This is a genomic window from Pontibacillus litoralis JSM 072002 (assembly GCF_000775615.1).
GTDB lineage: Bacteria > Bacillota > Bacilli > Bacillales > BH030062 > Pontibacillus > Pontibacillus litoralis.
Map to the genome: position 1 here is coordinate 170,932 of NZ_AVPG01000002.1, position 24,043 is coordinate 194,974.

Consider the following 24,043-nt stretch of genomic DNA (forward strand, 5'->3'; position numbering starts at 1 on the left):
CTAAATGCTGCCAATCTTTTCTACCACCTTTGTCTAAAATCACCTTGTTCACTTTCATTTATTACTTCTGTTATTGTACCAGAAACATCGACATTATCTGGTGTACATAGAAATGTTTTGTCACCGAGCTTTTGAATGTCTCCATTTATAGCATAAACGGTTCCACTCAAAAAATCTACTACTCGTTTTGCTGCTTGATTATCTACACGTTGTAGATTAATGACAACTGCACGGCGGTTCACTAAATGGTCAGCAATTTCTTGAGCTTCATTATACGTGCGAGGCTCACACAAAACAACTTTGGATGATTGCTGCATACTCTTAAGGCTGACAACATTTTGTTTTTTCGTTTCTTGGTGAGCGGGTTCCTGTTGATAATAGCCTTTTTCTTCTTGTTCTTGCTTTTCTTCTTCGTAGTATTCATATTCATCATCAAGAGCAAAAATATTTTTAATTTTATTTTTAAAACTCATCTCCTTCACCCCTTTTTATTCAAATTGTTTCCCTACCAATTTAGAACCGATGCGAATATGAGTAGCCCCTTCTTCGATAGCAATGCGGAAGTCATTACTCATCCCCATAGAAAGGTAATGACACGGGGCATGCTCCCAACCTTGCCTCTCCACTTCTTCCTTGTAAGCTCGTAAGGTTGAGAATATAGAACGTAATTGAGTTTCATCTGTTATAGCAGGTGCCATCGTCATTAATCCTACTACTTCCACATTCGTGTAAACTCTCAGTTCTTCTATAAATGGCACTACTTCTTCAGGTGAAATACCTTGCTTGGATTGTTCTCCACTAACATTCACTTGAACAAAACAAGCCACCTTTCGAGTTGCTCGCTTCTGAATTTCTTTTGCTAGGGACATTCTATCTAAGGAATGGATCATCGCCACATCATCAATAATCTCCTTCACCTTTCTAGACTGCAGCGTCCCAATAAAATGAACATTTGCTTGATTTCCAACAGCGTCATGCTTCTCCCGAAATCCTTCTACACGGTTTTCACCGATGTGCGCTATTCCTATATTCAACGCTTCTTGTGCTCTCTCTACAGAAACATACTTCGTAACAGCTATCGTCGTTATGTCCGCCGGGGATCGCCTGCATTGTTCACAAGCTAGGTTTATTTGTTGTTGTATTGCATCTGCATTTTGTGCTACGTTTACCACTAACATGCTCCTTTCCACGTCAATCCATTACCTCTTCATTCCAATGAAAGCTAACATTCTACCTGTCTGTCCATTATCCCTACGGTAAGAAAAAAACAACTCTTCATTTCGATATGTGCAGTACTGCGTAATATCAATATGATGTTCGCTCAACCCTTCATTTAACAATAATTGCTTATGAAAGCGTTGCAAGTAAAGCATATATTTCCCGTCATGTTTCTCGACAACAAAAGGTTCTTGCCGATAGCAAGAAGGGATGTGCTTTACTACGTGATCATCTACTTCATACGCTTCACCTGTAATAGAAGGCCCGATTGCAACACGTATATTACTAGCCTTTGCCCCGCGCTCTATTAACGCTTGTACCATTTTTGAGCCTATGCCGGCAACCGTTCCTCGCCAGCCGGCATGAGCAATACCAATCCATCCATTTATAGGGTCATGAAATAATAACGGAACACAATCAGCATAAAATGCCGTTAATAGAACACCCTTTTCATTCGTAAGTAAGCCATCACACTGGGGAATGGCGCTAGCTTGAGATAATGCTCCTTTGCCTACGTCTTGCTTAGTTACTTGATGAATTAACGTTCCATGCACTTGTTGTCCACTTACCCAATTTTGTAATGGGAATTCCAACAATTGAGCGAGCTTTTGTCGATTGCGAAGCACTATTTCGTGTGCATCTGGTACGTGCCATCCTAAATTAAATGAGTCATACGGTGCAACCCCTTCTCCACCAAGCCTAGTCGTCATACCTGCTTTCAGTTGTGGATTAGCAGCTGTCCATTTCGTCAGTTGTAAGTATGAAGGATGAATATGTTGAAAACGTTCTGACATAATTGCCTCCAAATGACAAGTTTTTTTCCATTCTATCATACTTCTTGACAAATTTCTTGTATGGAATATATTATTATTAGCTATTTGGTGGATGTAAAGCAGGATTTGGGCTTTTTTTGACAAGAATAACATCTTCTCCAATCGTTAAAATATCACTCCAAGGCACTACTAACTCTTCATTTTTGCTCATCATTCCCATCATTTTTCCTTTATTGCCTAAAACAATAGCAGTAATGCGCCCTTGATCCACATTAATTTCTAAGTCTGTTAATTGACCAAGCTTCTGACCGTTTTCAACAGAAATAACTTCTTTCACTTCTAATTGAGAAATTGTCACCATTCTTACTCCCCCCTTTCTCTAAATGTATGCACAATTGTGAAATAGTTTTCATCCATTTAGAAAGTAACAACAAGAAAAGCCTGCTCCTAAGAACAGACCATCATTGTATCTAACATAACTACGTATACAGTTTAAGCATGGTAACGTCATTATTCATACATTTGTTTATTCATTTCCTTTATTGCTCCTTTTTCAAGGCGAGACACTTGTGCTTGAGAAATCCCGATCTCATTCGCCACCTCCATTTGTGTCATCCCTTGAAAGAAACGTTTGTTAAGGATCATTTTCTCACGTTCATTAAGTCTCCTCATCCCTTCTTTTAAAGCTATTTCATCAATCCAAATCGTATCCTTATTATTATCATCACTTAGTTGGTCCATAACAAATATCGGGTCCCCACCATCATTGTAAATCGGCTCAAATAAAGAGACAGGGTCTTGAATAGCATCTAAAGCAAACACGACATCTGCGTGTGGTACTCCCATCTCTTCTGCAATTTCAACAGGGGTAGGCTCTTTAGACGTTTTATTCATCAGCTTCTCTCGTGCTTGTAATGCTTTATACGCAATATCTCGTAAAGACCGAGATACTCGAATTGGATTATTATCACGTAAATATCGACGTATCTCTCCAATGATCATTGGAACCGCATAAGTAGAAAACTTGACATTCTGGCTTAAATCAAAATTATCAATTGACTTCATTAAGCCTATACACCCTACTTGAAATAAATCATCGACATATTCTCCACGATTGTTAAACCGCTGAATAACGCTAAGCACGAGACGAAGATTACCGTTGACTAATATTTCACGTGCCTCTATGTCTCCATCTTGCATCTGTTTAAACAATTTTCTCATTTCGTCATTTTTCAATACTGGCAATTTTGCTGTATCGACTCCGCAAATCTCAACTTTATGTCGTGTCACTATAAACCCTCCTCATTGGAGCTACTGTCAAAGTACAGTATCTCCTCGAGAAGATATCTTTATGCAGAGAAAACACGAGCTACGATTGGGATAAGTATCGAAAACATTGATACTACAACCCTTTTCAACGCAAAAAAAAGAAGCCCATTTTCGATGAGCTTCTCCTGCTAAACCATTTTATTAAATTCTTTTTTTAGTCTTCGAATAATCTTCTTCTCTAACCTTGATATATAAGATTGGGATATCCCTAACATATCTGCTACGTCCTTTTGCGTTCGTTCCTCTTCGCCAATTAAACCGAAGCGTAGTTCCATAATGTGCTTCTCACGCTCATTTAATTGTTCTAAAGCTTTTTGTAAGAGTTTTTTATCAACGCTCGATTCTAAATCTCTCGTAATAATATCATCATCTGTTCCTAAAACGTCTGATAACAACAATTCATTCCCATCCCAATCAATGTTTAACGGCTCATCAAAGGACACTTCACTTCGAATTTTATTATTTCGTCTTAAATACATTAATATCTCATTTTCAATACAGCGTGAGGCGTATGTCGCTAATTTAATTTTTTTCTCTGGATTAAAGGTATTAACTGCTTTGATTAATCCAATCGTACCTATGCTAATTAAGTCTTCAATGTTTATCCCCGTATTCTCAAATTTTCTAGCGATGTACACAACAAGGCGAAGGTTGCGCTCAATAAGCATTGCCCTAGCCGCTTTATCCCCTTTAGGTAAACGGATTAATAATTGCTGTTCTTCTTCCTTCGACAATGGGGGTGGTAATGCTTCACTTCCCCCTATATAATAGATTTCTTCTTTTTTCCAACCAAACTTAATAAGGAGTCGATACCACCATAGCTGCACTCGCAGCCGCCATTTCTTCATCAAATTCCTCCTTTATTTTATGTACTACTAAGCAGAATGAACGACATATTCTTTTAACAAATGAGGGTGCATTAAACATTGGTAACTATCGTCGGGCGATAATGTACCGAATTGTAACCCAATCAACACGCGATTAACCGTTAACATCTGATTGCTTAAGTGAATATGAATCCAATCCGGTTTAATAACAAGCAAAAACGAGCTCGTTCCTCCTACTCCTTGGAAAGGTACAATGCTACACTTGTCATACCATCTATCTGGTAGGTGATCAAAGTTTAGAGCTTCCTGTGCTTCTTGAAATGCCAACCATTCCTTCTCCGAAAACCATTGTTTCATATAGGATTCACTACAAATGACAACCGGCTGATTTGTTATCGGATCTGTAAGCTGATTACCACTATCAATGAAAGCAGTCGCATCATATGCTTTATCATTTATACTGATCGTTACCGTAACCATTTCATCATACTTCATTTTTTGAACAACAAGTTTGTCAAGTCTTCGTTTCGTAAAGTACCACACAATCGGAAATCCAATTGTAACAAATAACCAACTCACACCATCTCCAAAGCCAGTTTGATGCGTCACAACCATTCCTGTTGAAACGTCCACTTGTTTATTTAACATAAAATAAATGCCAAACAACCCGCCACCAATGGCAAAAGAAACGAAATAAAACATCAACCACTGTCTAAAAAACAAACGTATATTGCACCATCCAAATGCAGTGAAGACAATGAAAATAGAATATAGACCTTTCCCTAAAGGAGTTGTCCAAAATGAGTGTGGATAGAATAACTGGATAGGTACGAGTAAGGATGCAACGATTGCTCCTATAAGTAGACGAGAGCGACCACTTTGCGACTTCGCAAAACTATGAGTAAGCATTAATATCATCCAGTCAAGAAAAAAATTCAACAACCATATTGCGTCTAAATAAATGGTCATATACTTCTTCCTTTCTACAAGGATGATAGTTCACTCTATTGGAATTTAGTATAACGGAGGGGGAAATAGAAGTCTGTCATTTCATGTTATAAGAAACCTACGAATATACATGAAATTAAGACAAGTTTCGTTTACATACGTTCCCAAATCAAAATCAAAATGCAAATAACCTTATAAATCTAATAAGCTATTTCCTTTTCTGGAGACGCTTTCCGCGGACATGTCTCCTGAGCTTTCTCGCGTGCTTCGCTACAAGCGTGGTCTCATACGCATGCTTTCTCGCTAGAACGGCATGCGTTTTTTATTTAAATATTCGAACAATAATCAATATATGCATTCAAAATTTTTGTTGAAATTGGTTGAAATAGTCTATTATTATGAAATTAACTCTTCCTACAACTAAAAAAGAGAGTTTCTACACGGAAGTAGAAACTCTCTATAACTTTGTTACCTTCTGCGATTTCTGTTGCGTAGAAAGGTAGGAATATCTAACGTATCTTCATCTTGTTGCGGTGCTTCCTGGTGATTAGAAACAGGCACCTCTCTTACTGGTTGTTGCGACTGTTGTGGTTCTGAGCGTTTTTTCTCTTGGTTTTGCGAATGTAAAGCTGGGCGATTTTTCGGTTTGCTTTGTTGCAGTTGCGTTTCATCAAAACCTGTTGCAATAATGGTTACAACGATTTCGTCTTTCAAATTCTCGTTGATGACAGAACCGAATATAACGTTCACTTCTTGATCTGCGGCAGATGTTACAATATCAGCCGCTTCCTGCACTTCATACAGACTTAAATTCATGCCACCTGTAATATTCATAAGTACGCCATGAGCTCCATCAATTGACGTCTCCAGTAATGGGGATGAAATAGCCTTTTTCGCCGCTTCTGTAGCACGACTTTCTCCCGTTGCAATCCCAATTCCCATTAACGCAGATCCTTTATCAGACATAATCGTTTTCACATCGGCAAAGTCAACGTTAATTAATCCTGGTGTAGCAATTAAGTCCGAAATCCCTTGCACACCTTGACGCAATACGTTATCAGCTTCTCGGAAAGCTTCTAACATCGGCGTATTTTTGTCAACAATTTCAAGTAAGCGATCGTTTGGGATAACGATAAGCGTGTCTACATTGCTTTTTAGCGCCTCAATACCGCCTCCAGCTTGTGTAGAGCGTTTACGTCCTTCAAAGCTAAATGGACGAGTAACAACGCCCACTGTTAATGCTCCAATCTCTTTCGCAACTTGTGCAATAACAGGAGCGGCACCTGTACCAGTACCCCCTCCCATACCAGCTGTTACAAAGACCATGTCCGCACCTTGCAATGCTTCTTCTAACTGCTCTTTACTTTCTTCCGCAGCCTTTCTTCCTACTTCCGGATTAGCACCAGCTCCTAATCCTCTCGTTAATTTTGAACCAATTTGCATTTTTACTTCTGCTTTAGAAAGATTTAGCGCTTGAGCGTCTGTATTTACAGCAATAAACTCTACACCTTGAACACCGTGTTCAATCATGCGGTTTACAGCATTACTACCTCCGCCTCCACATCCAATTACTTTTATCGTAGCTAATTGATCCATACTCGTATCAAAATCTAACATCTAAGGTTCCTCCCACTTTGCAAGATTACAAGATTCTTTCTCTATAACGTGAACGATCAAAGGGAACGCCTTTTAATCAAAGAAATACTTAAGTATATTCGAGAAACTTGATTCCTTTTTTTGCTTTTCCTTTTGCGTCGTTTTATTTACTTTCTCACGTTGTTGTTTCTTAACGGTGTTTTGTTCAGCGTGTTCTAGTTGTACATTTGGAAAAATATCTTTACCTTGTATTTTCGCATTATGATAGGCAAATTTCAATATGCCGATAGCCGCTGTATACTGCGGTTCACGGACACCTATATAATCCGGAATTGCGATGCGAACATTTGCTTGAAAAACGTCTTGAGCCAATTCTAAACAGCCAGGCATGTTAACCGTTCCTCCTGTTAACACATAGCCTCCAGCTAATTGTTTATAGCCCATTCGGCGCATTTCTTGTTCAGCGTACGCATATACTTCTTCTAACCGTGCTTCAATCATATCAGATATTTGAAGCTGATTAAACGTTTGTTTCTGGTTACTACCAATAATAGAAACTTCAAATGTTTCATCCTCTTGAGCATGGTCAAAAAATGCATGACCATAGTTGTGCTTAATTTCTTCTGCTTCCTCTGTTGATGTGCGTAACCCAATGGATAAATCCTTCGTAATATTGTCTCCTCCGAGAGGAATTACGCTAGTCGCTTGCAACACACCATTCTCAAATACTGATATTGTTGTACAGCCACTACCAACATCAATTAGCGCAACACCTAAATTCTTCTCATCTTTCGATAGTGCAACAGAGCCTGCGGCAAGTGGTAATAAGCAAACATCGACGATTTCTAAGCCTGCTAATTCCACACATTTTAATGCATTTGTTAAAACGGTTTTCGAACACGTAATGATTGTGCCTTCCATTTCTAAACGTACACCAATCATTCCGCGAGGGTCTGTTATTTCATCTAATTCATCTACAATAAATTGCATCGGTACGACATCAATAATTTCTCGTTCTGGTGGGATAGATACTACTTGTGCCGCATCAATGACACGTGTAATATCTTCATCCGTAATTTCTCGATTCTCACTTTGTACAGCAACAATGCCATGACAAGGCTGCAATTGTACGTGGTTACCATTTATACCGACAACTACTTTATCAATATTCATTCCGACCATTCGCTCTGCTTGTTCTACAGCACTTCGTATAGAATGTACAGTCTGATCAATATCGACAATGGCACCCTTTTTCATACCATTAGAGCTTGCAGTCCCAACTCCAATTATATTTAAAGCGTCTTTCGTTACTTCTCCAATAATTATTTTAATTTGTGATGTACCTATATCAAGGCTGACGAGTATGTCGTTGTTGTTCAAATTCAAGGCACCTCCTAAGCTAAAGGACTCTAAATTACGATGTTTATTTTCCACATTACTACTATCTAACACTATACTATACATCGAGTGTATATAAACGAATGATTTGTACATCTTCTTCATATGTATACACATGTGAGAGGATGTTTATATAGTAAGAGCGTGTTTATGTAATTTAGTAGCTATTCATTTTTAAATTCAACGAAATTATGGTAATATCCTTTTATTTTCATCGTTTTTTTCATTATGCTTTTTTATTCTATCTTTTTCAATAAGAAACCTACGAATTAACGCGATATTTTGAAATAATCTTACGCCAAAGGCAAATACTGCTGCTAGATACAAGTCAATTCCCAGTTGAACACCTAAAAAGGCTAGGAAAGCAGCTAGCCCAACATTAAAGAAAAAACCTGATACAAACACTTTTTGATCAAACTGTTCTTCTAAATGCGCTCGAAGTCCTCCCAATAACGTATCTAGCGCTGCTAGTACTGCAATAGAAAAATAATTGGTATATTCGTCAGGTACGCGTATATCTGTCAATAACCCTAACACAATCCCAACGAGCAAAAATAGAAATGGAAACCACATTATGACTCACCTGTCTCTACATTTTCATCAATCTTTATATCGTTTAGTGGTGGTACTTCTTCATATGCAGGCAAAGTTAATTGCTCTCTTAATTCAAATGAAAGTTCTAAGTTCTCAATAGCAAACTCATCACGTGATTGACTAACCTTCATATATTCCTGTAATTTTTGTGGATTATCCGTTAATACTTTAATCTGAACCGGAAGGGAAGGTAACGGATGGTTATTCACATATGTGTATCCATTTACATCACGAATTGGAGTGAGATTCGTAATTCTTTCGTTACCAATAGCAATTTCCTTCGCTCCATAGTTATTTAATTCATTTATGAGCCTTTGTAAAAGCCCAGGGGCAAGTGTTGGATACGTTTGTGGCATATTCATCTCTTGAAACATTGGCTTCACATGAATAGCTATTCCTTTTCCCGATACTTCCGTTAAGCCCGCTTCTTTTTCTAACATTTGAATCGATTTCTTTAATGCATCAATTTGTTCTGTTTCTGATTTACCCTCGTATTGGTTCAACATAACATCTAAATCTTCTAATTCACTGTATAATTCCTGTTGTATTTTTTGTTGCTCTTGTATTTCTGTTCTTACCTCCCATAAATCTCGAGTGTCTCTTTCTTCTGGATTTTGTGTCGTTTGAAACTGAATCGCAATCATAAACCCTACTAAAGCAAAAATAAAGGAAAGAGTGAGCTTATTCTTTCCATTCACTTGTGTCACCCCTCCCCGCTTACATTCGCATCCATCGAGATGTTCTGTCGTTGCTTCACAGCTACTTGTACGTTATCGTTCACTAATTGATCCACAACGCCGTGAGTTAATTCCAAACTAGGCTCCATAACTTCCGGATCTCCAATAGCAGTTATGACAAAAGGGGCAGGATGCTGTATACCGTCAACTGTAACGACTGGACCAGTACAAGCGATATAGCTATCTCGATAAATCCTTTGTCCATTAATGGCTATTGCATTGGCTCCTGATGATAACATTTCGTTAACAACTTTAAAAATGTGACTTTCGTGTACAATATATTGATTTACATTTTCATCAGTCGGCACGTAATCAGCATCACTTAATGTGACCTCCACCCCTTGGCCTTTTACTGAAACATCGCCTGTTAACTTTTGTAATTTCTTCTTTTCTTCTACATAATCCGCTACCTTCTGCTCTTGGTTAGCTAAATCGTCTTCTAAAGATTGAATTTTTACCTTCTTTTCTTCTACTTCTCCTCTTAACTCCTTGTTTTCTTTCTCTATATCAATTAACTGTTGACGGTAATAGAAATCTTTCTCTAATTGTTGGTCTGTTAATTGAATCACTTCAGGATTGTCTTTCGTTTGTTGGTAGCTAAATGCAATTAGAAAGCCCGAGAGTAGGAGTACGAAGGAGAAGATGATTTTCATACTTGATTTATTCATCTTCACTATTCCCTTCTTTCTCATTCTTTTTTGAAGGGTACTCCTCAAAGTAGGCACCTACATCAATATGAATGACTCCTTTTTGTGAGGAATCCAACTGTGAAACAATGGAAGGGTATGCTTGCATTTTTTCAGAAAAATTGCGAATCGTGGCAATAACCTCATACCCATCATTCATATAAAGGTGAATTTTATACGGGTTTTGATCTGTTGGCTTCCAATGAATTTCAGAAATTAACTGCGCTATACTTTCAGGTAATTGTTGTAATTCTTTCGTCATTTGTTCTACATACTTTTGCTTCTTCCAACCAATTAATATAGGTGCATCACCACTTGGAGTTTCCGTTTTGTATGATGTAAGCTGCTCCCCTGTCGATAAAATCGGATAAAAACCACCGTTCTTCTGTACATATCCAACCCGGTCTTCTTCTTCTATGTGCAGCATAATCGTTGCCGGAAATTGCTTGTCTACTCGTACACTCTTAATTTCTGTATGCTCTTTTAACGTTGAAGCAACTTCCTGTCGATTCACTTTCCAAAAGTTATCTGAAGTCGTAATTCCACTTTCCTTTATAACAGCTTCTTCTTTAAGGTGCAGCGTGCCAGATACTTTTACTTCTTGTACATTGCTTAAAGGTGATTGCAAATATATGATTAGTAATATAAGCAAAAAGAAAAAAGACAAATACATGATTAACCTTCTATTCGCCTTTTTTCTTCTCGCCTCTTTTAATTTTGGTATGCGATCTTCTATTGATACAATTTTCTTTTTTTCTGACATAAAATTGTTCCCCTACCAGCCAATCGTTATTACACAAGTAAAATGGCATACGAAGCATGTCATCCTTGTGCACACTTGAATTATATCACATTTTAAGGTACAGTTCTCAAGCAGCGTTACCTAATTTGATACAATTCTACTTCGGTTTCTATTTTCACTTCAAGTTGTCCTGAAATGAGCTTCAGAGAGGATTAAAGGAAAGCTATCCTTCTTCATAGTCACATTTTCATTTCCCATTGGATACCTTCCGATTGGAATTCAAGGACCAATTAAATAGATAAAAAGCACTAACTCCATCCTTACTCATCATCAAGTGCAATAAACTAGAAAGTAATCCTCTCCTAGATACACTCTAAATAAGAAAATGAAAAAGCCCGTGATAAGTTGCATCTCGGGTTACTTTCTTGTTCTGGTGATTACAAACGGGCATAACGGCTTATATTCAATAAAATTCCGACCGAACAAAGTGTTAATGTGAGAGAGGATCCACCATAACTTAAAAATGGCAACGTAATCCCCGTAACAGGCATTAATCCTGTAACAACACTTAAATTAATCATAACTTGAATGCTAATCATACCGACAATACCTAGCGACAACAAACTACCAAACGTATCGGGAGCACTCAAAGCAATCCGAATGCCGCGCCATAGAAGCAGGAAAAACAATAAAATAACGAACGTCCCACCAATAAAACCTAACTCTTCTGCAAGGATAGCAAATATAAAATCCGTCTGAGGTTCTGGTAAGTAAAAGAATTTCTGCAAACTTTGTCCGAGTCCAAGGCCCATCAAACCTCCAGGACCAATGGCATACAGGGACTGAATGATTTGAAATCCTGCACCTAAAGGGTCTTCCCACGGATTTAAAAATGCCGTGATTCGTTGCATGCGATAAGGCGCAGAAGCAATCAAACCAACAAAGCCTATAACACCAATTAACACAAGACCTGAGAAATGGATTATTCTGGCGCCTGCAACGTATATCATTAACATACATGTGCCTACTAACACAACCCCTGTCCCTAAATCGGGTTGCAGCATGATTAAACCAAACGCTACAAATACCAAGGTAATGGATGGAGCGAACCCTTTGCGAAACGTAGTAATGTTCCGTTGATTCTCTGATAAATATTTAGCTAAGAAAATAATTAACCCTAATTTCATAAATTCAGAAGGCTGTATACTAAATGCACCAACCCCTATCCAGCTTTGCGCGCCTCCTCTTACCATCCCAATACCAGGAATTAATACAGCTATAAGTAAGAGAAAGCAACTTAACAACACCCATTTAGAAATGTTCTTCCATGCTAAATAAGGCACGTTCATAATGACAAACATGGATACGATACCGACACTAGCAAATAGTAACTGCCTTTTCGCAAAAAAGAAAGAATCATCAAATTTATAGTCAGCCCAAATTGCAGAAGCACTATATACCATTATGACACCTATCAATAGTAAACTAAAAATTACAATCATCAACATAAAATCAGGTGTTTGTTTTCCATTAATTGAGCGAGACATAAATAACCCCCTTTATTCCGCTTATCGGAATGCGGGGGCTATATCGTTACTATAATGAAAACAAGCCCCCTACTTTAATGTATGCACCGCATCCATAAACATGTCCCCTCTTTCCTCGAATGTGCGATATTGATCCCAACTCGCACACGCTGGGGATAGCAATATAACATCTCCTTCTTCCGAAAGGTGATATGCTCGTTCGGCTGCTTGTTTAACATTATCCACTAATTCATAAGTGTCTATTCCATTTTGAATAGCTAATTGCTTGAATTTAGGGGCAGTTTCACCAAATAAAATCATCGCCTTCACATTACGCAAAAAAGGCGCTAAATCATCTAATGCATTTCCACGCTCTAACCCACCGGCTAATAAAATTGTAGGCTGTGTAAAAGATTGCAGAGCATTTTGAGTTGCTAATAAGTTTGTTGCTTTGGAATCATTAAAGAATCTTCTTCCATGTACTTCTTTAACAAATTGCATGCGGTGCTTAACACCTGCGAATGTCGTTAGTACGTGTCGTATTCCTTCAACGGTAGCGCCACTTAATAACGCAGCAGCAACAGCCGCCATAATGTTCTCTAGGTTATGTTTTCCTTCTAACATAATTCTCTGCAATTCTATAATCGGTTCTGATTTAAAATATAAATACTGTCCATCTTTCCATACACCATTGTTAAGCTTCTCCTTTTGAGAGAATGGGACAAGAATACTCTTGGCAGTTGTTACTAATTGCTGCACAACCGATTGATCTTTATTATAAACGAGATAATCGTCTTCTGTTTGATTAGCAAATAGACGTGCTTTGGAATAACTATAATGATCCATCGTTTTGTGGTAATCTAAATGCGCTTCATATAAGTTTAAGAACACAGCAATATGAGGCTTAAATGTTTCCGTCCCTATTAATTGAAAGGAGGAAAGTTCAAGCACCATCACATCTTCTTGTTCTGTTGTTTGAGCAACGTGCGAAGCTACATTTCCAATATTCCCTGCAATATGGGTAGACTTGCCACTTGCTTTTAACATTTCATATACGAGCGTCGTTGTCGTTGTCTTTCCATTAGAACCCGTTATGCCGATTAAGTGGTCTTGCATAAGCATATAAGCTAATTCTACTTCTGTAACCACCGGGAGGCCGCGATCAATTGCAACTTGAATTAATTCATTATCATACGGGATTCCCGGATTCTTTACGACGTATTCCATATCATCTAGCGCAGTGATTGGATGGGAGCCTGTAATGACTTCTATTCCCATCGCTTGTAGCTTTTGCGCTTGTGGATTTTCTTCAAGTGGCTTGCGATCATTGACTCGCACACGTACGCCACTGTTGTGCAACAATGTAGCCGCCGCTTCCCCAGATTTTGCTAGTCCTATTACTAAAACGTTGTTATACGGAAATTGTGTTAAAGTTTTCAATTGATCCACACCTCAATATATATGCCAAGTGCTGCAAATAATAATCCAACAAGCCAAAACGTTGTCACAACTCTCCATTCAGACCACCCAATTAATTCATAGTGGTGGTGAATAGGACTCATTTTGAATACTCGTTTCCCTCTCGTTTTAAAGGAAATAACTTGAATAATAACGGATAGTGTTTCAATAACGAATACACCACCTATAATGACGAGCATAATTTCCATTTTTGTCAAAATAGCAATAGAAGCAATGGCCCCACCTAATGCTAAGGAACCTGTATCACCCATGAACACTTTAGCAGGATGGGCGTTAAATACTAGAAATCCTAATAAAGATCCTACAATAGCTAGTGCAAAAATACCGATTTCAAATTGCGGTTGTCCTTGCCAAGCTAGGATAGCAAAAGCACCAAACGCAATCGCTGCTGTTCCTGCTAATAAACCGTCTAAACCGTCTGTTAAGTTGACAGCATTAGAGGAACCAACAAGCATAAATAAAATAAAGATAGCATATCCCCAACCTAAATCAATACTTTGACCAGTAAATGGAAGATCAATGTATGTCGGAAAATCATGACGAATAAGAATAAGGTAGAAAACTGCTGCTATTACAATTTGCCCTAACATTTTTTGTTTAGACGTTAAGCCTAGATTCCTCTTCATCGCAACTTTGATAAAATCATCCAAAAACCCTAATAAACCGTAGCCAATAAAAACGAACAACATTAAATATACTTCAAAGCTAATAGGATTAGGGTTGAATTTCGCTGTCATAATTAGCGTCGTAATACTTACAGATACTAAAATCATCAATCCACCCATTGTAGGTGTACCTGATTTCTTCATATGGGATTTAGGACCTTCATCTCGAATCGATTGACCAAATTTCAACCTTTTTAAAAATGGTATAAAAATAGGTGAGATGAGGACGGTAATTAAAAAGGCAATTGCCATCGTTATTAATAATACTGATTCGTTCATTGTTCTCCTCCTTCAAACGTATAAACCGTCCGCATAAACATTATTGTTCTGTTAATGATGGTAGCAATGTTTCTAAAGCCATGCCTCTTGATGCTTTGAATAAAATAACTGTTTCTTTTGATAAGTGGTCTTGCAAAAGTTTACAAGCATCTTCTTTAGAACGAAAAGCATACGTTTCTATTGTTGGTACATGTTTATTTATTTCTTCCACGATGACTGGCGCAGTGTTTCCAATAGCAATTACCATGTTAATTGGTTCTGTAATCGTTTCTGCCACAGAACGGTGCAACGATTCTGATTGAGTTCCTAATTCTAATATATCCCCTAACACCAAAATCTTTCGTGAATAATTCGGTAATTCTTTTACTACTTCAATCGACGCTTTCATTGATGTAGGTGAAGCATTATACGCATCATTGATTAATAAAACGTCATTATGGCCTGTTATTTTTTCTAAGCGCATGCCTGTTAACTTTAACGCAGCAAGACCATCTTGAATAGATTCCTTGCTAATCGTTAAGTGATTCGCAATAACAATCGCATAGCTTGCATTTTTAACATTATGTCTTCCTAGTAACGGTATTTCAAATGAACCTTGCTCACTTAACGTAAACTGCGCACCTTGTTCATTTGACGTTACATTGGAAAGCACGTAACGATTATTTGAGCCGAAACCAATTGACGTAACGGCTTTTCGGCTATGAAGAGGGGCTAGTAATGCTTCATCTCCGTCCATTATCATAAGACCGTCTTCCTTGAGCCCTGCCAATATTTCCGATTTTGCTTGGGCAATCCCTTCTCGGGAACCTAAATGCTCGATATGAGATTCCCCGATATTGGTAATAACGGCGATATCGGGATTCGCGATTTGAGAAAGTTGCTCAATTTCACCAAAGTGATTCATACCCATTTCAAGAATAAGTATTTGTGTTGATGTCGGCATATCTAGTATGGTTAACGGCATTCCTATATGATTATTATAATTCCCTTTTGTTTTATGAGTTTGATAGGTTGTAGACACAACAGAAGCGATAAAATCCTTCGTGGTTGTTTTACCATTTGATCCTGTTACACCTATGACAGTCGGATTTACTTCCTGGCGATATGCATGCGCTAACTGTTGCAATGCTGAAATAGTATCTTCCACCATAAATAATGGGAAATCATTCGGTACATAAGCAGGTACAGGCACATCCTTTTTCCACAACGAAGCAACCGCTCCATTCGTAATAGCGGATTGCAAAAATGCATGCCCATCAAAGTTCTCTCCAACAATTGGGACAAAAAGTGCTTTTTCAGTTTGTTGACGTGTATCTGTATATACATGATGGATTGGAATTTCCTCCGCAGCAGCACCGCTAAAGCTCGGGAAATATTCCGTCATCCAACTAGTTGTAAACTTCATCATTATTTCTCCTTTGATTGTTTAACCTCAATACATTCTGTAGCCACTTCACGATCATCAAAGTGGGATCTTACTCCGTTTACTTCTTGGTACGTTTCATGCCCTTTTCCAGCAATTAGTACCACATCTCCTGGCTGCGCTTGTTGAATAGCAGCACAAATAGCTTCCCTACGATCTACAATGACTTCATATTCTTGGCCTACTACCCCCGCTTCCATATCGTTCAATATGGCAACCGGATCTTCCTTCCGTGGATTATCTGAAGTAAATATAGCCTTGGTTGCATGTTGTACCGCTACATTTGCCATCAGTGGGCGTTTCGAAGCGTCACGATTTCCTCCACAACCAACAACAACAATCGCTTTTCCTTCTACAAAACTTTGAATCGTTTGTAGAACATTTTCTAATGAGTCAGGTGTATGAGCATAATCAACAATTACTCCGAAATCTTGACCACATAGCACTGGCTCAAACCGTCCACTTACACCAGTAGTTTGCTCCAACGCTTCTTTAATGGTGGATAACGGTACACCGCTCACCCATGCCGCACTAGCTGCAGCAAGCATGTTGTACACACTAAATCGACCAATTAATTTACTGTTGATGGCAATTCGTTCATCATTAGCAACGAGTATAAAAGAAGTCCCATTTGCTGTTAATTTTACTTGCTCTGCTTTCACTGTTGCTTCGCTATGTAATCCATACGTTACAACATTGTGTGCTGTGCTTTTTATTAATACTTCACTAGCTGAGTCATCTCGATTCACTACAGCATATTTCGGTTTCCCCGTATAATGGTTGCCTAATTGGGAAAAAAGTAACGATTTAGCACGTAAATAATCATCCATATCTTTATGATAATCTAAATGATCCTGAGATAAATTAGTGAATACAGCTACATCAAAGTCGCAGCCATGAACACGACCTAAATCAAGAGCATGAGAAGATACTTCCATTACTGCTGTATTCACTTGATGATCCACCATTTTAGCGAAATGCCTTTGTAAAAATAATGCATCTGGTGTCGTATTTTTCACCTCATAGCTTTGATCCACAATGTTCATTTGTATTGTGCCAATCAAGCCTGTTCGCTGATTGTAAGCCCGAAAAATACGATCGATTAAATACGATGTAGTCGTCTTACCGTTAGTGCCGGTTACTCCAATTAAGTGAAGCTGCTGCGTTGGCTGATGATAGAAATAGCTTGCCAGTTTGGCCATAGCACGTGCACTATTTTGCACAACAATAACTGGTACCGAAACTTGTAAAGGACGCTCTGCAACGATAGCAACTGCCCCATTGTGTATGGCTTGATCTACAAAATCGTGACCATCGACCGTGTACCCATTAATACAAATAAATACATTTCCATTTTGAATCGCACGTGAATCCATTTCAATTCCATTTACTTCTATATGTTCGATTGATTGAATGGTTTGATATACAGGTAGAGTCTGCATTAGTTTTGTCAGTTTCATTTTTTTGTGACTCCTTATTGATTTGTTTTCACACCAACTTATTATAGCAAAATTAGAGACTCTCTGCGATTATTCCCTTAATCTGTTGGTTTATTTTTTGGTTTTTTATCGCTAAAGTATAATCGAACTTTAGCACCTTGGTCCACTTTCACCCCTGGCTGTGGTGCTTGTTCTACAACATATTCCCCTTTACCACTCGTTTCAAGAGATAAATTAACCATGTACTCTGTTAAATCTTCTTTTTCAAGGCCAATTAAATCAGGTACTTCTACCTGGGGTTGATCAGGCCATTGTATTTTCTTTTCTAATCCATCTGTCCTCGGTTTTACTTCAAGCGCGCGCAAACTATCCCCAATAATATTCCCAACAATAGGAGCTGCAACAACTCCGCCAAATTGAACCGTATCTTTCGGGTTATCAATAGCGACGTAAACGACTATTTCAGGGTCATCACTAGGGGCTACTCCCATAAAAGAAACAATGTGATTGTTACTCATATATTTCCCATCTTCTCCGACTTTTTGTGCTGTCCCTGTTTTCCCACCAACACGGTACCCTTCCACATAGGCTCCGCCACCAGTTCCTTGTGCAACAACACTTTCCAAAGCTTCCCGAACTTGCTTACTTGTTTCCTCGGATATGATTCGTTCTTTCATAATAGGTTCTGTCCGTTTCATTACTTCGCCTGTCCTAGGATCAATCCATTCTTTGGCGATAAATGGTTGGTACATATACCCTCCATTCACTGCAGCTGCAACAGCAGTTACTTGTTGAATAGGAGTTACCGATACTCCTTGCCCAAAAGAGGTAGTCGCAAGTTCAACAGGGCCAACCCGCTCTTCATCAAATAGAATCCCTGTTCCTTCCCCTTGCAAGTCTATACCCGTTTTCTTACCAAAACCGAAATCATGAATGTAAGAAAACAAACGCTCTTTCCCTAACTTTTCACCAAGAGTAACAAAACCAGGGTTACAAGAATTTTGAACAACCTCTAAATAGGTTTGACTACCATGTCCTCCTCTTTTCCAGCATCGTAACGTTGATCCATCAACATTAATTGAACCGCTGTCATGGAAATGGTCAGCCTCTAAGTCAACCAAGCCTTCTTCAAGTGCGCTTGCTAGCGTAATAATTTTAAATGTTGATCCCGGCTCATATGTACTCCACACCGGTAAATTGCGATTATACACTTCTTGTGGAACGTGTTGATAATTCTCTGGGTGAAAGGTCGGCCTGCTAGACATACCGAGAATTTCCCCTGTATCTGGATCCATAGCAATCGCCATAGCCCCATCAGGGTTATACGTCGCCACAGCGTTATCTAATTCTCGTTCGATAATCGTTTGTACTCGATCATCAGTCGTTAATTTTAATTTATACCCGTCCTGAGGAGGTTCATACACGTCCGCAATACTTGGCATTTTGTGGCCTTTCGCATCAGAGAAAAATGATAAATGGCCTCTTTCTCCATCTAGAAAATCATCATAATATAATTCTAATCCCATTAACCCTTGATTATCGATGCCACTAAATCCTAATACGTGTGATAAATATTCCCCTTTAGGATAATGGCGCTTAGAATCCTCCGCAATGTACACCCCTTCTAAATCCAAATTCCGAACAGCGTTTGCTCTTTCTTCTGAAATTTTCCGACCTTCTGGATGCATGCGTTCTATACTAACTTGTTTCGTTACATGCTCATACGCTTTCTTATAATCCATATTTAACACTTTTGCTAACTGCTGCGCTGTTTGTTCAGGATTTTCTATTTGTCTAGGAACGACCATCACAGTAGGTGCAGATACATTTTCCGCCAACACAACTCCGTTACGATCCACAATTTCTCCACGTTCTGGTTCAAAAGGTATATCTCGACTCCAAGACGATTGCGCTTTTTCCATTAATTGATCTCCAATAATAAATTGCACATATGCTAGACGGATTGCGATGACCGCCATAATAAAGATAGCCATAACAAAAACAGTGACTAATCGTTTCCTTACCGTTACATTCGATACTCGTTTCATGGCATTTCCCCTTTTGTCCATGCTATGCTTGTATCTATATGTATGAATCGGAAGAAATGATTAGAACACTGTCTTTCTTGTAGCCAGCAGCTTGGCTTGTATAATTATATAGTTAAAGTTACAATCATTATTCTGTGTTATTTTCAGGCGGCTTACTTTTTGGTGGATATTCGTTCGGGGCTTTTAACTCCACCATAATGTAACTTCCCTTCTTCGCTTTCTTACCAGGTTCAATGCTTTGTTTATACACGTATCCGCTCCCAGATTGCTCCATCCTCAAACCAAGGAGAGACGCAACTTGATACGCATCTCGTTTCGACCACCCTGTCATATCCGGCATTTCCACTTGATCACTTGTACGCAAAAACACTTTTTCCTTTTTTAATATTTCTGTTCCTGGCGCAGGTATCATCTGCTGTACTTTTTTTCCGTCCCCGAGAATAATCGGTTGTGCTCCAGACTTCTTAATCGCTTTAGCAGCTTGTTTCACTGAAGCACCTACGAAGTCATCCAATTTCGATGACAATACTTGCGATGATACTTTCGCTTTATCTGGCTGTATATCCAAATAACGCAAACTGTTTTCCATCACAGGATTAAAAATTTCTGCTACAGGTGTAGCACCATTTACATAAGGATCTAAGGTAAGTTCCGGTTGTGTCACACTGACAAACATCATTAGCTCTGGATCCTCAGCAGGTGCCATCCCTAAGAATGAATATAAATAGTTGCCATGACCATTCATATATTTCCCAGTTTCCGGATTTGGGATTTGGGCGGTTCCTGTTTTACCACCTACCGTATACTCATCTAATTTGTACATTTTACCTGTACCATATTCTCCCGTCACAACTCGCTCCATTAATTCAAGCACTTTTTTAGATGTAGACGCCTTAATGGGTTGGCTGACAACTTCTGGTTCCTTTTCTTTCACTGGTTTCCCAGTCTCTGAGTCTTGAACTTGTGAAATAACATGCGGTCTCATCATTTTGCCTTCATTTGCTACCGCAGTCCCTGCCATCATTAGTTGGATAGGTGTTACCGTTGAACCTTGTCCAAAAGCTAAGGAAACTTGTTCACTAGGATAATTGTAAACAAGCCTTCCAGTACGTTCCCCGGGTAAGTCTATACCTGTTTTTTTCGTAAGATTAAATGCCTCATAATATTCAAGAAACTTTTCCGGACCCAGCTTTTCCCACAACAATTTTGAGACGGCAACGTTGGAAGATCGTTCAAATCCTTCATCGTACGAAATTTTCCCCCATCCTCCTGGATTGTGGTCTCGAACAGGTCTGTCTTTATCTGTATATTTGTATTGACCGGATAAAAATGCTTCCTCTCCATTATAGACTCCGGCATCGATTGCCGCAGCATAAGTGAAAATCTTCATCGTGGAACCAGGTTCAATTGGATAGGAAACGATATCGTTATACCACGTTTCGATTCCAGAGCGATCATTCGGGTCAAAGCTAGGGCGGTTTCCTAACGCGAGCACTTCACCTGTTTTTGGATCCATCACAACTGCCATGATTTGTTTTGGGTTATACTTTTCATCTACACTGCTTAACGCATCTTCTAAAAAAGTTTGTATCTTTTGGTCTAACGTTAATTGCACGTGCATCCCATCTTCAGGTTCGGTAATAATAGATTTCGGGTCTAATAGCTTCATGTTGTAATTATCTCGTTGGTAATAGATATGCCCGTCCTTCTCTCGCAAGGCTTTCTCCATCTGCTTTTCTATGCCCATTACACCTTCAATATTGCCTTTATTATCATTTTGCGCAAAGCCAATAATGTGGGAAGCAAACATACCGTTCGGATAGTAGCGAATTTCTTCTTTCTCAAATTGAATACCTGGAAGTTTCATCGCTTCCACTTTATCCTTCTGCTCTGTAGTTAAATTTCTACCAGCAGAACCAAATTCAACCTGGAATTTCTGTGTGCCATCTTGTTGTTTATCGTTATTCAATTGCTTTAAGATAGCTTCTTCACTCATATCTATCACAGTTGCTAATTGCTCGGCAGTTTGTTCTTTATCAACGACGTGCAAATCTTTTTCAACATTTTTGGAGTATGACGGATCGACAATCGCATACATATTATACGTCGGATGGTCATAAGCTAGTGTCATCCCATTTCTATCTAGAATATTCCCCCGTTTTGCGTCAATAGAATAGTTGTTGGTTCGTTTCTTTTCGGCCCATTCATTCAAGTCAACACCTTGCACTTCGCCCGTTGCTTGAATATAAAAGAATCGGCCAAAAAGAACGATAAACAACACCGCAAATAACAGCATTAACACTTTTGCCATCCGATGAGTCGTTTGGTTCTTCTTCATACCTATTTACTCCTTATTTACCTTAGCTACCACCTAGTTCAACAGATTTCACTTTAGATTTTTGGATCTCCAAACCATTCTTTTCTGCAATGCTTAATATACGTTCCGGCTTACTTAGTTCTTTCACTTCATATTCCAAGTTCTGCACATTTACCTGCTGCGCGTCGACTTGTCCTTCTAATTTCTGCAAGTCTCTATTCACTTGATCTGTCGCAGATGCAAAGGAAACAACGTACACACATGCCGCAATTGCCATAGTTCCAACAATGGAATACATAAACTTCTCACCAGTAGAAATCCACTTTTTCTTATGTACGTGGACCTTTACTTTAGGTTGCTGGAGATTGCCCGCAGGTTGCTCTTTGTAAAGTTTTTTTGCATTTTCTGCACTCATTCATTTTTCCCCTTTCTTCCAATTAGGATTGTTCTTTCCATGGACGAATTTTTTCTACAACTCGTAGTTTAGAAGAACGCGCTCGACGATTTACTTTAAGTTCTTCTTCACTCGGAATAGTTGGTTTACGGTTCACTAGCTCAAATGAAGGCTTTGAACTCTCTGGTATAATTGGTATTTCCTTCGGTATCGGCGGGTTACTACTCCATTTTTTAAATGCTTGTTTACAAATGCGATCTTCTAAGGAATGGAATGTAATGACAGCAATTCTCCCGTGTAAAGCTACTACTCGAGCTGCTTGGTGTAAAGCATCTTCAAAAGCAGCTAATTCGTCGTTTACAGCAATTCGAATTGCTTGGAATATACGCTTAGCAGGATGTCCACCTTTCCTTCTAGCAGGTGCAGGGATTGCTTCCTTTATCACTTCAACTAACTGGGATGTGGATTCAATAGGGGCTTGCTCTCGTTTTTTTTCAATAGCTCGGGCAATTTGTTTAGAAAATTTCTCTTCTCCATATTTGAAGAAAATGCTCACTAAATCGTTGTAGCTCCACTCATTCACTACTTCATATGCACTTAATGCTTGTTGCTGATTCATCCGCATGTCTAATGCAGCATCTTGATGATAACTAAACCCTCGTTCTTCCACATCTAATTGTGGAGAGGATACTCCTAAATCAAATACAATGCCATCGACTTGTTGAATCCCTAAATCCATTAACTTATCAGACAATTGACGGAAATTCGCATGAACAAACGTAATATTGTCTTCATAAGCTGCTAACCTTTCTTTAGCGGCTTGAAGCGCTGTTGTGTCTTGATCAAACGCAATCAACCTACCTTCTGAATCTAACCTCTTTACAATTTCTTCGGCGTGACCACCACCACCGAGCGTGCAATCGACATATATACCCTTCGGATTAATCGATAACGCTTCGACGGTTTCTTGCTTTAAAACTGTAATATGTTCAAACATGATTTCACCCTCTTCGTTGTGCATCTAGCTGTTGCTGTTATCTATGGAAAAATTACTACTCATTGTGCCTACTTCATTAAATATCAAAATCCATCATATTCTCTGCAATCTCCGCAAAAGAATCTTCAGAAGCTTCAAAGTACTCGTTCCAGTTCCCTTTCGCCCAAAACTCTACTCGGTTCGAAACACCGATAACGACACATTCTTTCTCTAACTGGGCATAATCACATAAAGTGGTAGGAAGGTTTATTCTCCCCTGTTTATCTACTTCACATTCAACAGCACCAGAAAAGAAAAATCTTGTGAATGCTCGGGCATCTTTTTTTGTCAGTGGGAGTTTCTTTAATTTCTCTTCTATAACAGACCATTCTGAAAGTGGATAAGCAAATAAACACCGATCAAGTCCACGGGTCATAACAAACGTTTCACCAAGACCTTCACGAAATTTGGCCGGGACAATGATACGTCCTTTCGCGTCTATATTATGTTGGTACTCTCCCATAAACATATAGACTCCCCACTTTCTAACACTAGAGTACCACATTCCCCCACTTTCCTCCACCTTATCATAAAATATTCTGTTCTAACTAAAAAAATCCTGCCGTTATAGCAGGATTTTTCTCTTCAG

At 38.8% G+C, this 24,043-nt stretch carries 23 protein-coding genes; all 23 read right to left on the minus strand.

Annotated features, from left to right (window positions below):
* Positions 1–20 precede the first annotated feature (20 nt).
* The gene (locus tag N784_RS03160) at positions 21–473 is read right to left on the minus strand and encodes a cell division protein SepF (RefSeq protein WP_036832137.1); all 453 of its coding nucleotides are present in this window, start codon (positions 471–473) and stop codon (positions 21–23) included.
* A 15-nt stretch (positions 474–488) separates the two neighbouring features.
* Positions 489–1,178 carry a YggS family pyridoxal phosphate-dependent enzyme gene (locus tag N784_RS03165; RefSeq protein ID WP_036832333.1) on the minus strand — a complete coding sequence of 230 codons (690 nt, stop codon included), beginning with the start codon at positions 1,176–1,178 and terminating at the stop codon, positions 489–491.
* Positions 1,179–1,199: 21 nt separating this feature from the next.
* On the minus strand, positions 1,200–2,012 hold the full coding sequence (pgeF, locus tag N784_RS03170) for a peptidoglycan editing factor PgeF (RefSeq protein WP_052127102.1): 813 nt from the start codon (positions 2,010–2,012) through the stop codon (positions 1,200–1,202).
* A gap of 76 nt (positions 2,013–2,088) precedes the next feature.
* Complete coding sequence (locus N784_RS03175) at positions 2,089–2,352, minus strand: YlmC/YmxH family sporulation protein (RefSeq protein ID WP_036832140.1); 264 nt, start codon at positions 2,350–2,352, stop codon at positions 2,089–2,091.
* A 149-nt stretch (positions 2,353–2,501) separates the two neighbouring features.
* Positions 2,502–3,281 (minus strand): RNA polymerase sporulation sigma factor SigG, encoded by a 780-nt coding sequence (gene sigG / locus N784_RS03180; RefSeq protein WP_036832143.1) that lies wholly within the window; start codon positions 3,279–3,281, stop codon positions 2,502–2,504.
* Between the two features lie 167 nt (positions 3,282–3,448).
* The gene (gene sigE, locus N784_RS03185; protein ID WP_036832145.1) at positions 3,449–4,168 is read right to left on the minus strand and encodes an RNA polymerase sporulation sigma factor SigE; all 720 of its coding nucleotides are present in this window, start codon (positions 4,166–4,168) and stop codon (positions 3,449–3,451) included.
* A gap of 27 nt (positions 4,169–4,195) precedes the next feature.
* Positions 4,196–5,116, minus strand: coding sequence for a sigma-E processing peptidase SpoIIGA (gene spoIIGA, locus N784_RS03190; protein WP_036832147.1), 921 nt, complete (start codon positions 5,114–5,116; stop codon positions 4,196–4,198).
* A 447-nt stretch (positions 5,117–5,563) separates the two neighbouring features.
* Complete coding sequence (ftsZ, locus tag N784_RS03195) at positions 5,564–6,712, minus strand: cell division protein FtsZ (protein WP_036832149.1); 1,149 nt, start codon at positions 6,710–6,712, stop codon at positions 5,564–5,566.
* Between the two features lie 72 nt (positions 6,713–6,784).
* Complete coding sequence (gene ftsA / locus N784_RS03200; protein ID WP_036832151.1) at positions 6,785–8,071, minus strand: cell division protein FtsA; 1,287 nt, start codon at positions 8,069–8,071, stop codon at positions 6,785–6,787.
* A gap of 207 nt (positions 8,072–8,278) precedes the next feature.
* Positions 8,279–8,662, minus strand: a complete 384-nt coding sequence (locus N784_RS03205; protein WP_036832152.1) for a small basic family protein — start codon at positions 8,660–8,662, stop codon at positions 8,279–8,281.
* Positions 8,662–9,381, minus strand: a complete 720-nt coding sequence (locus N784_RS03210; protein ID WP_036832153.1) for a DUF881 domain-containing protein — start codon at positions 9,379–9,381, stop codon at positions 8,662–8,664. Before N784_RS03210 ends, N784_RS03205 begins: the two co-directional genes overlap by 1 nt.
* A gap of 5 nt (positions 9,382–9,386) precedes the next feature.
* A complete protein-coding gene (locus tag N784_RS03215; RefSeq protein ID WP_036832154.1) occupies positions 9,387–10,088 on the minus strand; it encodes a DUF881 domain-containing protein in 702 nt (233 codons plus the stop codon).
* A complete protein-coding gene (locus tag N784_RS03220; protein WP_036832157.1) occupies positions 10,081–10,869 on the minus strand; it encodes a cell division protein FtsQ/DivIB in 789 nt (262 codons plus the stop codon). Before N784_RS03220 ends, N784_RS03215 begins: the two co-directional genes overlap by 8 nt.
* 416 nt (positions 10,870–11,285) lie before the next feature.
* On the minus strand, positions 11,286–12,395 hold the full coding sequence (spoVE, locus tag N784_RS03225; protein ID WP_036832160.1) for a stage V sporulation protein E: 1,110 nt from the start codon (positions 12,393–12,395) through the stop codon (positions 11,286–11,288).
* A 69-nt stretch (positions 12,396–12,464) separates the two neighbouring features.
* Positions 12,465–13,814, minus strand: a complete 1,350-nt coding sequence (gene murD / locus N784_RS03230; RefSeq protein ID WP_036832162.1) for a UDP-N-acetylmuramoyl-L-alanine--D-glutamate ligase — start codon at positions 13,812–13,814, stop codon at positions 12,465–12,467.
* Positions 13,811–14,797 carry a phospho-N-acetylmuramoyl-pentapeptide-transferase gene (gene mraY, locus N784_RS03235; RefSeq protein ID WP_036832164.1) on the minus strand — a complete coding sequence of 329 codons (987 nt, stop codon included), beginning with the start codon at positions 14,795–14,797 and terminating at the stop codon, positions 13,811–13,813. The genes murD and mraY overlap by 4 nt, the downstream gene beginning before the upstream one ends.
* Before the next feature lie 40 nt (positions 14,798–14,837).
* A complete protein-coding gene (locus tag N784_RS03240) occupies positions 14,838–16,202 on the minus strand; it encodes a UDP-N-acetylmuramoyl-tripeptide--D-alanyl-D-alanine ligase (protein WP_036832166.1) in 1,365 nt (454 codons plus the stop codon).
* A 2-nt stretch (positions 16,203–16,204) separates the two neighbouring features.
* Positions 16,205–17,680 (minus strand): UDP-N-acetylmuramoyl-L-alanyl-D-glutamate--2,6-diaminopimelate ligase, encoded by a 1,476-nt coding sequence (locus tag N784_RS03245; RefSeq protein ID WP_036832169.1) that lies wholly within the window; start codon positions 17,678–17,680, stop codon positions 16,205–16,207.
* A 77-nt stretch (positions 17,681–17,757) separates the two neighbouring features.
* Positions 17,758–19,707, minus strand: coding sequence for a stage V sporulation protein D (locus N784_RS03250; protein WP_036832172.1), 1,950 nt, complete (start codon positions 19,705–19,707; stop codon positions 17,758–17,760).
* Between the two features lie 127 nt (positions 19,708–19,834).
* A complete protein-coding gene (locus N784_RS03255) occupies positions 19,835–22,045 on the minus strand; it encodes a penicillin-binding protein (protein ID WP_052127103.1) in 2,211 nt (736 codons plus the stop codon).
* Positions 22,046–22,067: 22 nt separating this feature from the next.
* Positions 22,068–22,439 carry a cell division protein FtsL gene (ftsL, locus tag N784_RS03260; RefSeq protein ID WP_036832175.1) on the minus strand — a complete coding sequence of 124 codons (372 nt, stop codon included), beginning with the start codon at positions 22,437–22,439 and terminating at the stop codon, positions 22,068–22,070.
* A 22-nt stretch (positions 22,440–22,461) separates the two neighbouring features.
* Positions 22,462–23,415 (minus strand): 16S rRNA (cytosine(1402)-N(4))-methyltransferase RsmH, encoded by a 954-nt coding sequence (gene rsmH, locus N784_RS03265; protein ID WP_036832177.1) that lies wholly within the window; start codon positions 23,413–23,415, stop codon positions 22,462–22,464.
* A gap of 76 nt (positions 23,416–23,491) precedes the next feature.
* Entirely contained in the window at positions 23,492–23,923 is a 432-nt protein-coding gene (mraZ, locus tag N784_RS03270; protein ID WP_036832339.1) for a division/cell wall cluster transcriptional repressor MraZ, read from the minus strand.
* Between the last annotated feature and the right edge of the window lie 120 nt (positions 23,924–24,043).

What these genes read in the sequence shown, in the direction of transcription:
- N784_RS03160 (WP_036832137.1), bottom strand. Translation starts at nt 473, where the DNA reads ATGAGTTTTAAAAATAAAATTAAAAATATTTTTGCTCTTGATGATGAA.
- N784_RS03165 (WP_036832333.1), bottom strand. Translation starts at nt 1,178, where the DNA reads ATGTTAGTGGTAAACGTAGCACAAAATGCAGATGCAATACAACAACAA.
- pgeF (WP_052127102.1), bottom strand. Translation starts at nt 2,012, where the DNA reads ATGTCAGAACGTTTTCAACATATTCATCCTTCATACTTACAACTGACG.
- N784_RS03175 (WP_036832140.1), bottom strand. Translation starts at nt 2,352, where the DNA reads ATGGTGACAATTTCTCAATTAGAAGTGAAAGAAGTTATTTCTGTTGAA.
- sigE (WP_036832145.1), bottom strand. Translation starts at nt 4,168, where the DNA reads ATGAAGAAATGGCGGCTGCGAGTGCAGCTATGGTGGTATCGACTCCTT.
- spoIIGA (WP_036832147.1), bottom strand. Translation starts at nt 5,116, where the DNA reads ATGACCATTTATTTAGACGCAATATGGTTGTTGAATTTTTTTCTTGAC.
- ftsZ (WP_036832149.1), bottom strand. Translation starts at nt 6,712, where the DNA reads ATGTTAGATTTTGATACGAGTATGGATCAATTAGCTACGATAAAAGTA.
- N784_RS03205 (WP_036832152.1), bottom strand. Translation starts at nt 8,662, where the DNA reads ATGTGGTTTCCATTTCTATTTTTGCTCGTTGGGATTGTGTTAGGGTTA.
- N784_RS03215 (WP_036832154.1), bottom strand. Translation starts at nt 10,088, where the DNA reads ATGAATAAATCAAGTATGAAAATCATCTTCTCCTTCGTACTCCTACTC.
- N784_RS03220 (WP_036832157.1), bottom strand. Translation starts at nt 10,869, where the DNA reads ATGTCAGAAAAAAAGAAAATTGTATCAATAGAAGATCGCATACCAAAA.
- spoVE (WP_036832160.1), bottom strand. Translation starts at nt 12,395, where the DNA reads ATGTCTCGCTCAATTAATGGAAAACAAACACCTGATTTTATGTTGATG.
- mraY (WP_036832164.1), bottom strand. Translation starts at nt 14,797, where the DNA reads ATGAACGAATCAGTATTATTAATAACGATGGCAATTGCCTTTTTAATT.
- N784_RS03240 (WP_036832166.1), bottom strand. Translation starts at nt 16,202, where the DNA reads ATGAAGTTTACAACTAGTTGGATGACGGAATATTTCCCGAGCTTTAGC.
- N784_RS03245 (WP_036832169.1), bottom strand. Translation starts at nt 17,680, where the DNA reads ATGAAACTGACAAAACTAATGCAGACTCTACCTGTATATCAAACCATT.
- N784_RS03250 (WP_036832172.1), bottom strand. Translation starts at nt 19,707, where the DNA reads ATGAAACGAGTATCGAATGTAACGGTAAGGAAACGATTAGTCACTGTT.
- N784_RS03255 (WP_052127103.1), bottom strand. Translation starts at nt 22,045, where the DNA reads ATGAAGAAGAACCAAACGACTCATCGGATGGCAAAAGTGTTAATGCTG.
- ftsL (WP_036832175.1), bottom strand. Translation starts at nt 22,439, where the DNA reads ATGAGTGCAGAAAATGCAAAAAAACTTTACAAAGAGCAACCTGCGGGC.
- rsmH (WP_036832177.1), bottom strand. Translation starts at nt 23,415, where the DNA reads ATGTTTGAACATATTACAGTTTTAAAGCAAGAAACCGTCGAAGCGTTA.
- mraZ (WP_036832339.1), bottom strand. Translation starts at nt 23,923, where the DNA reads ATGTTTATGGGAGAGTACCAACATAATATAGACGCGAAAGGACGTATC.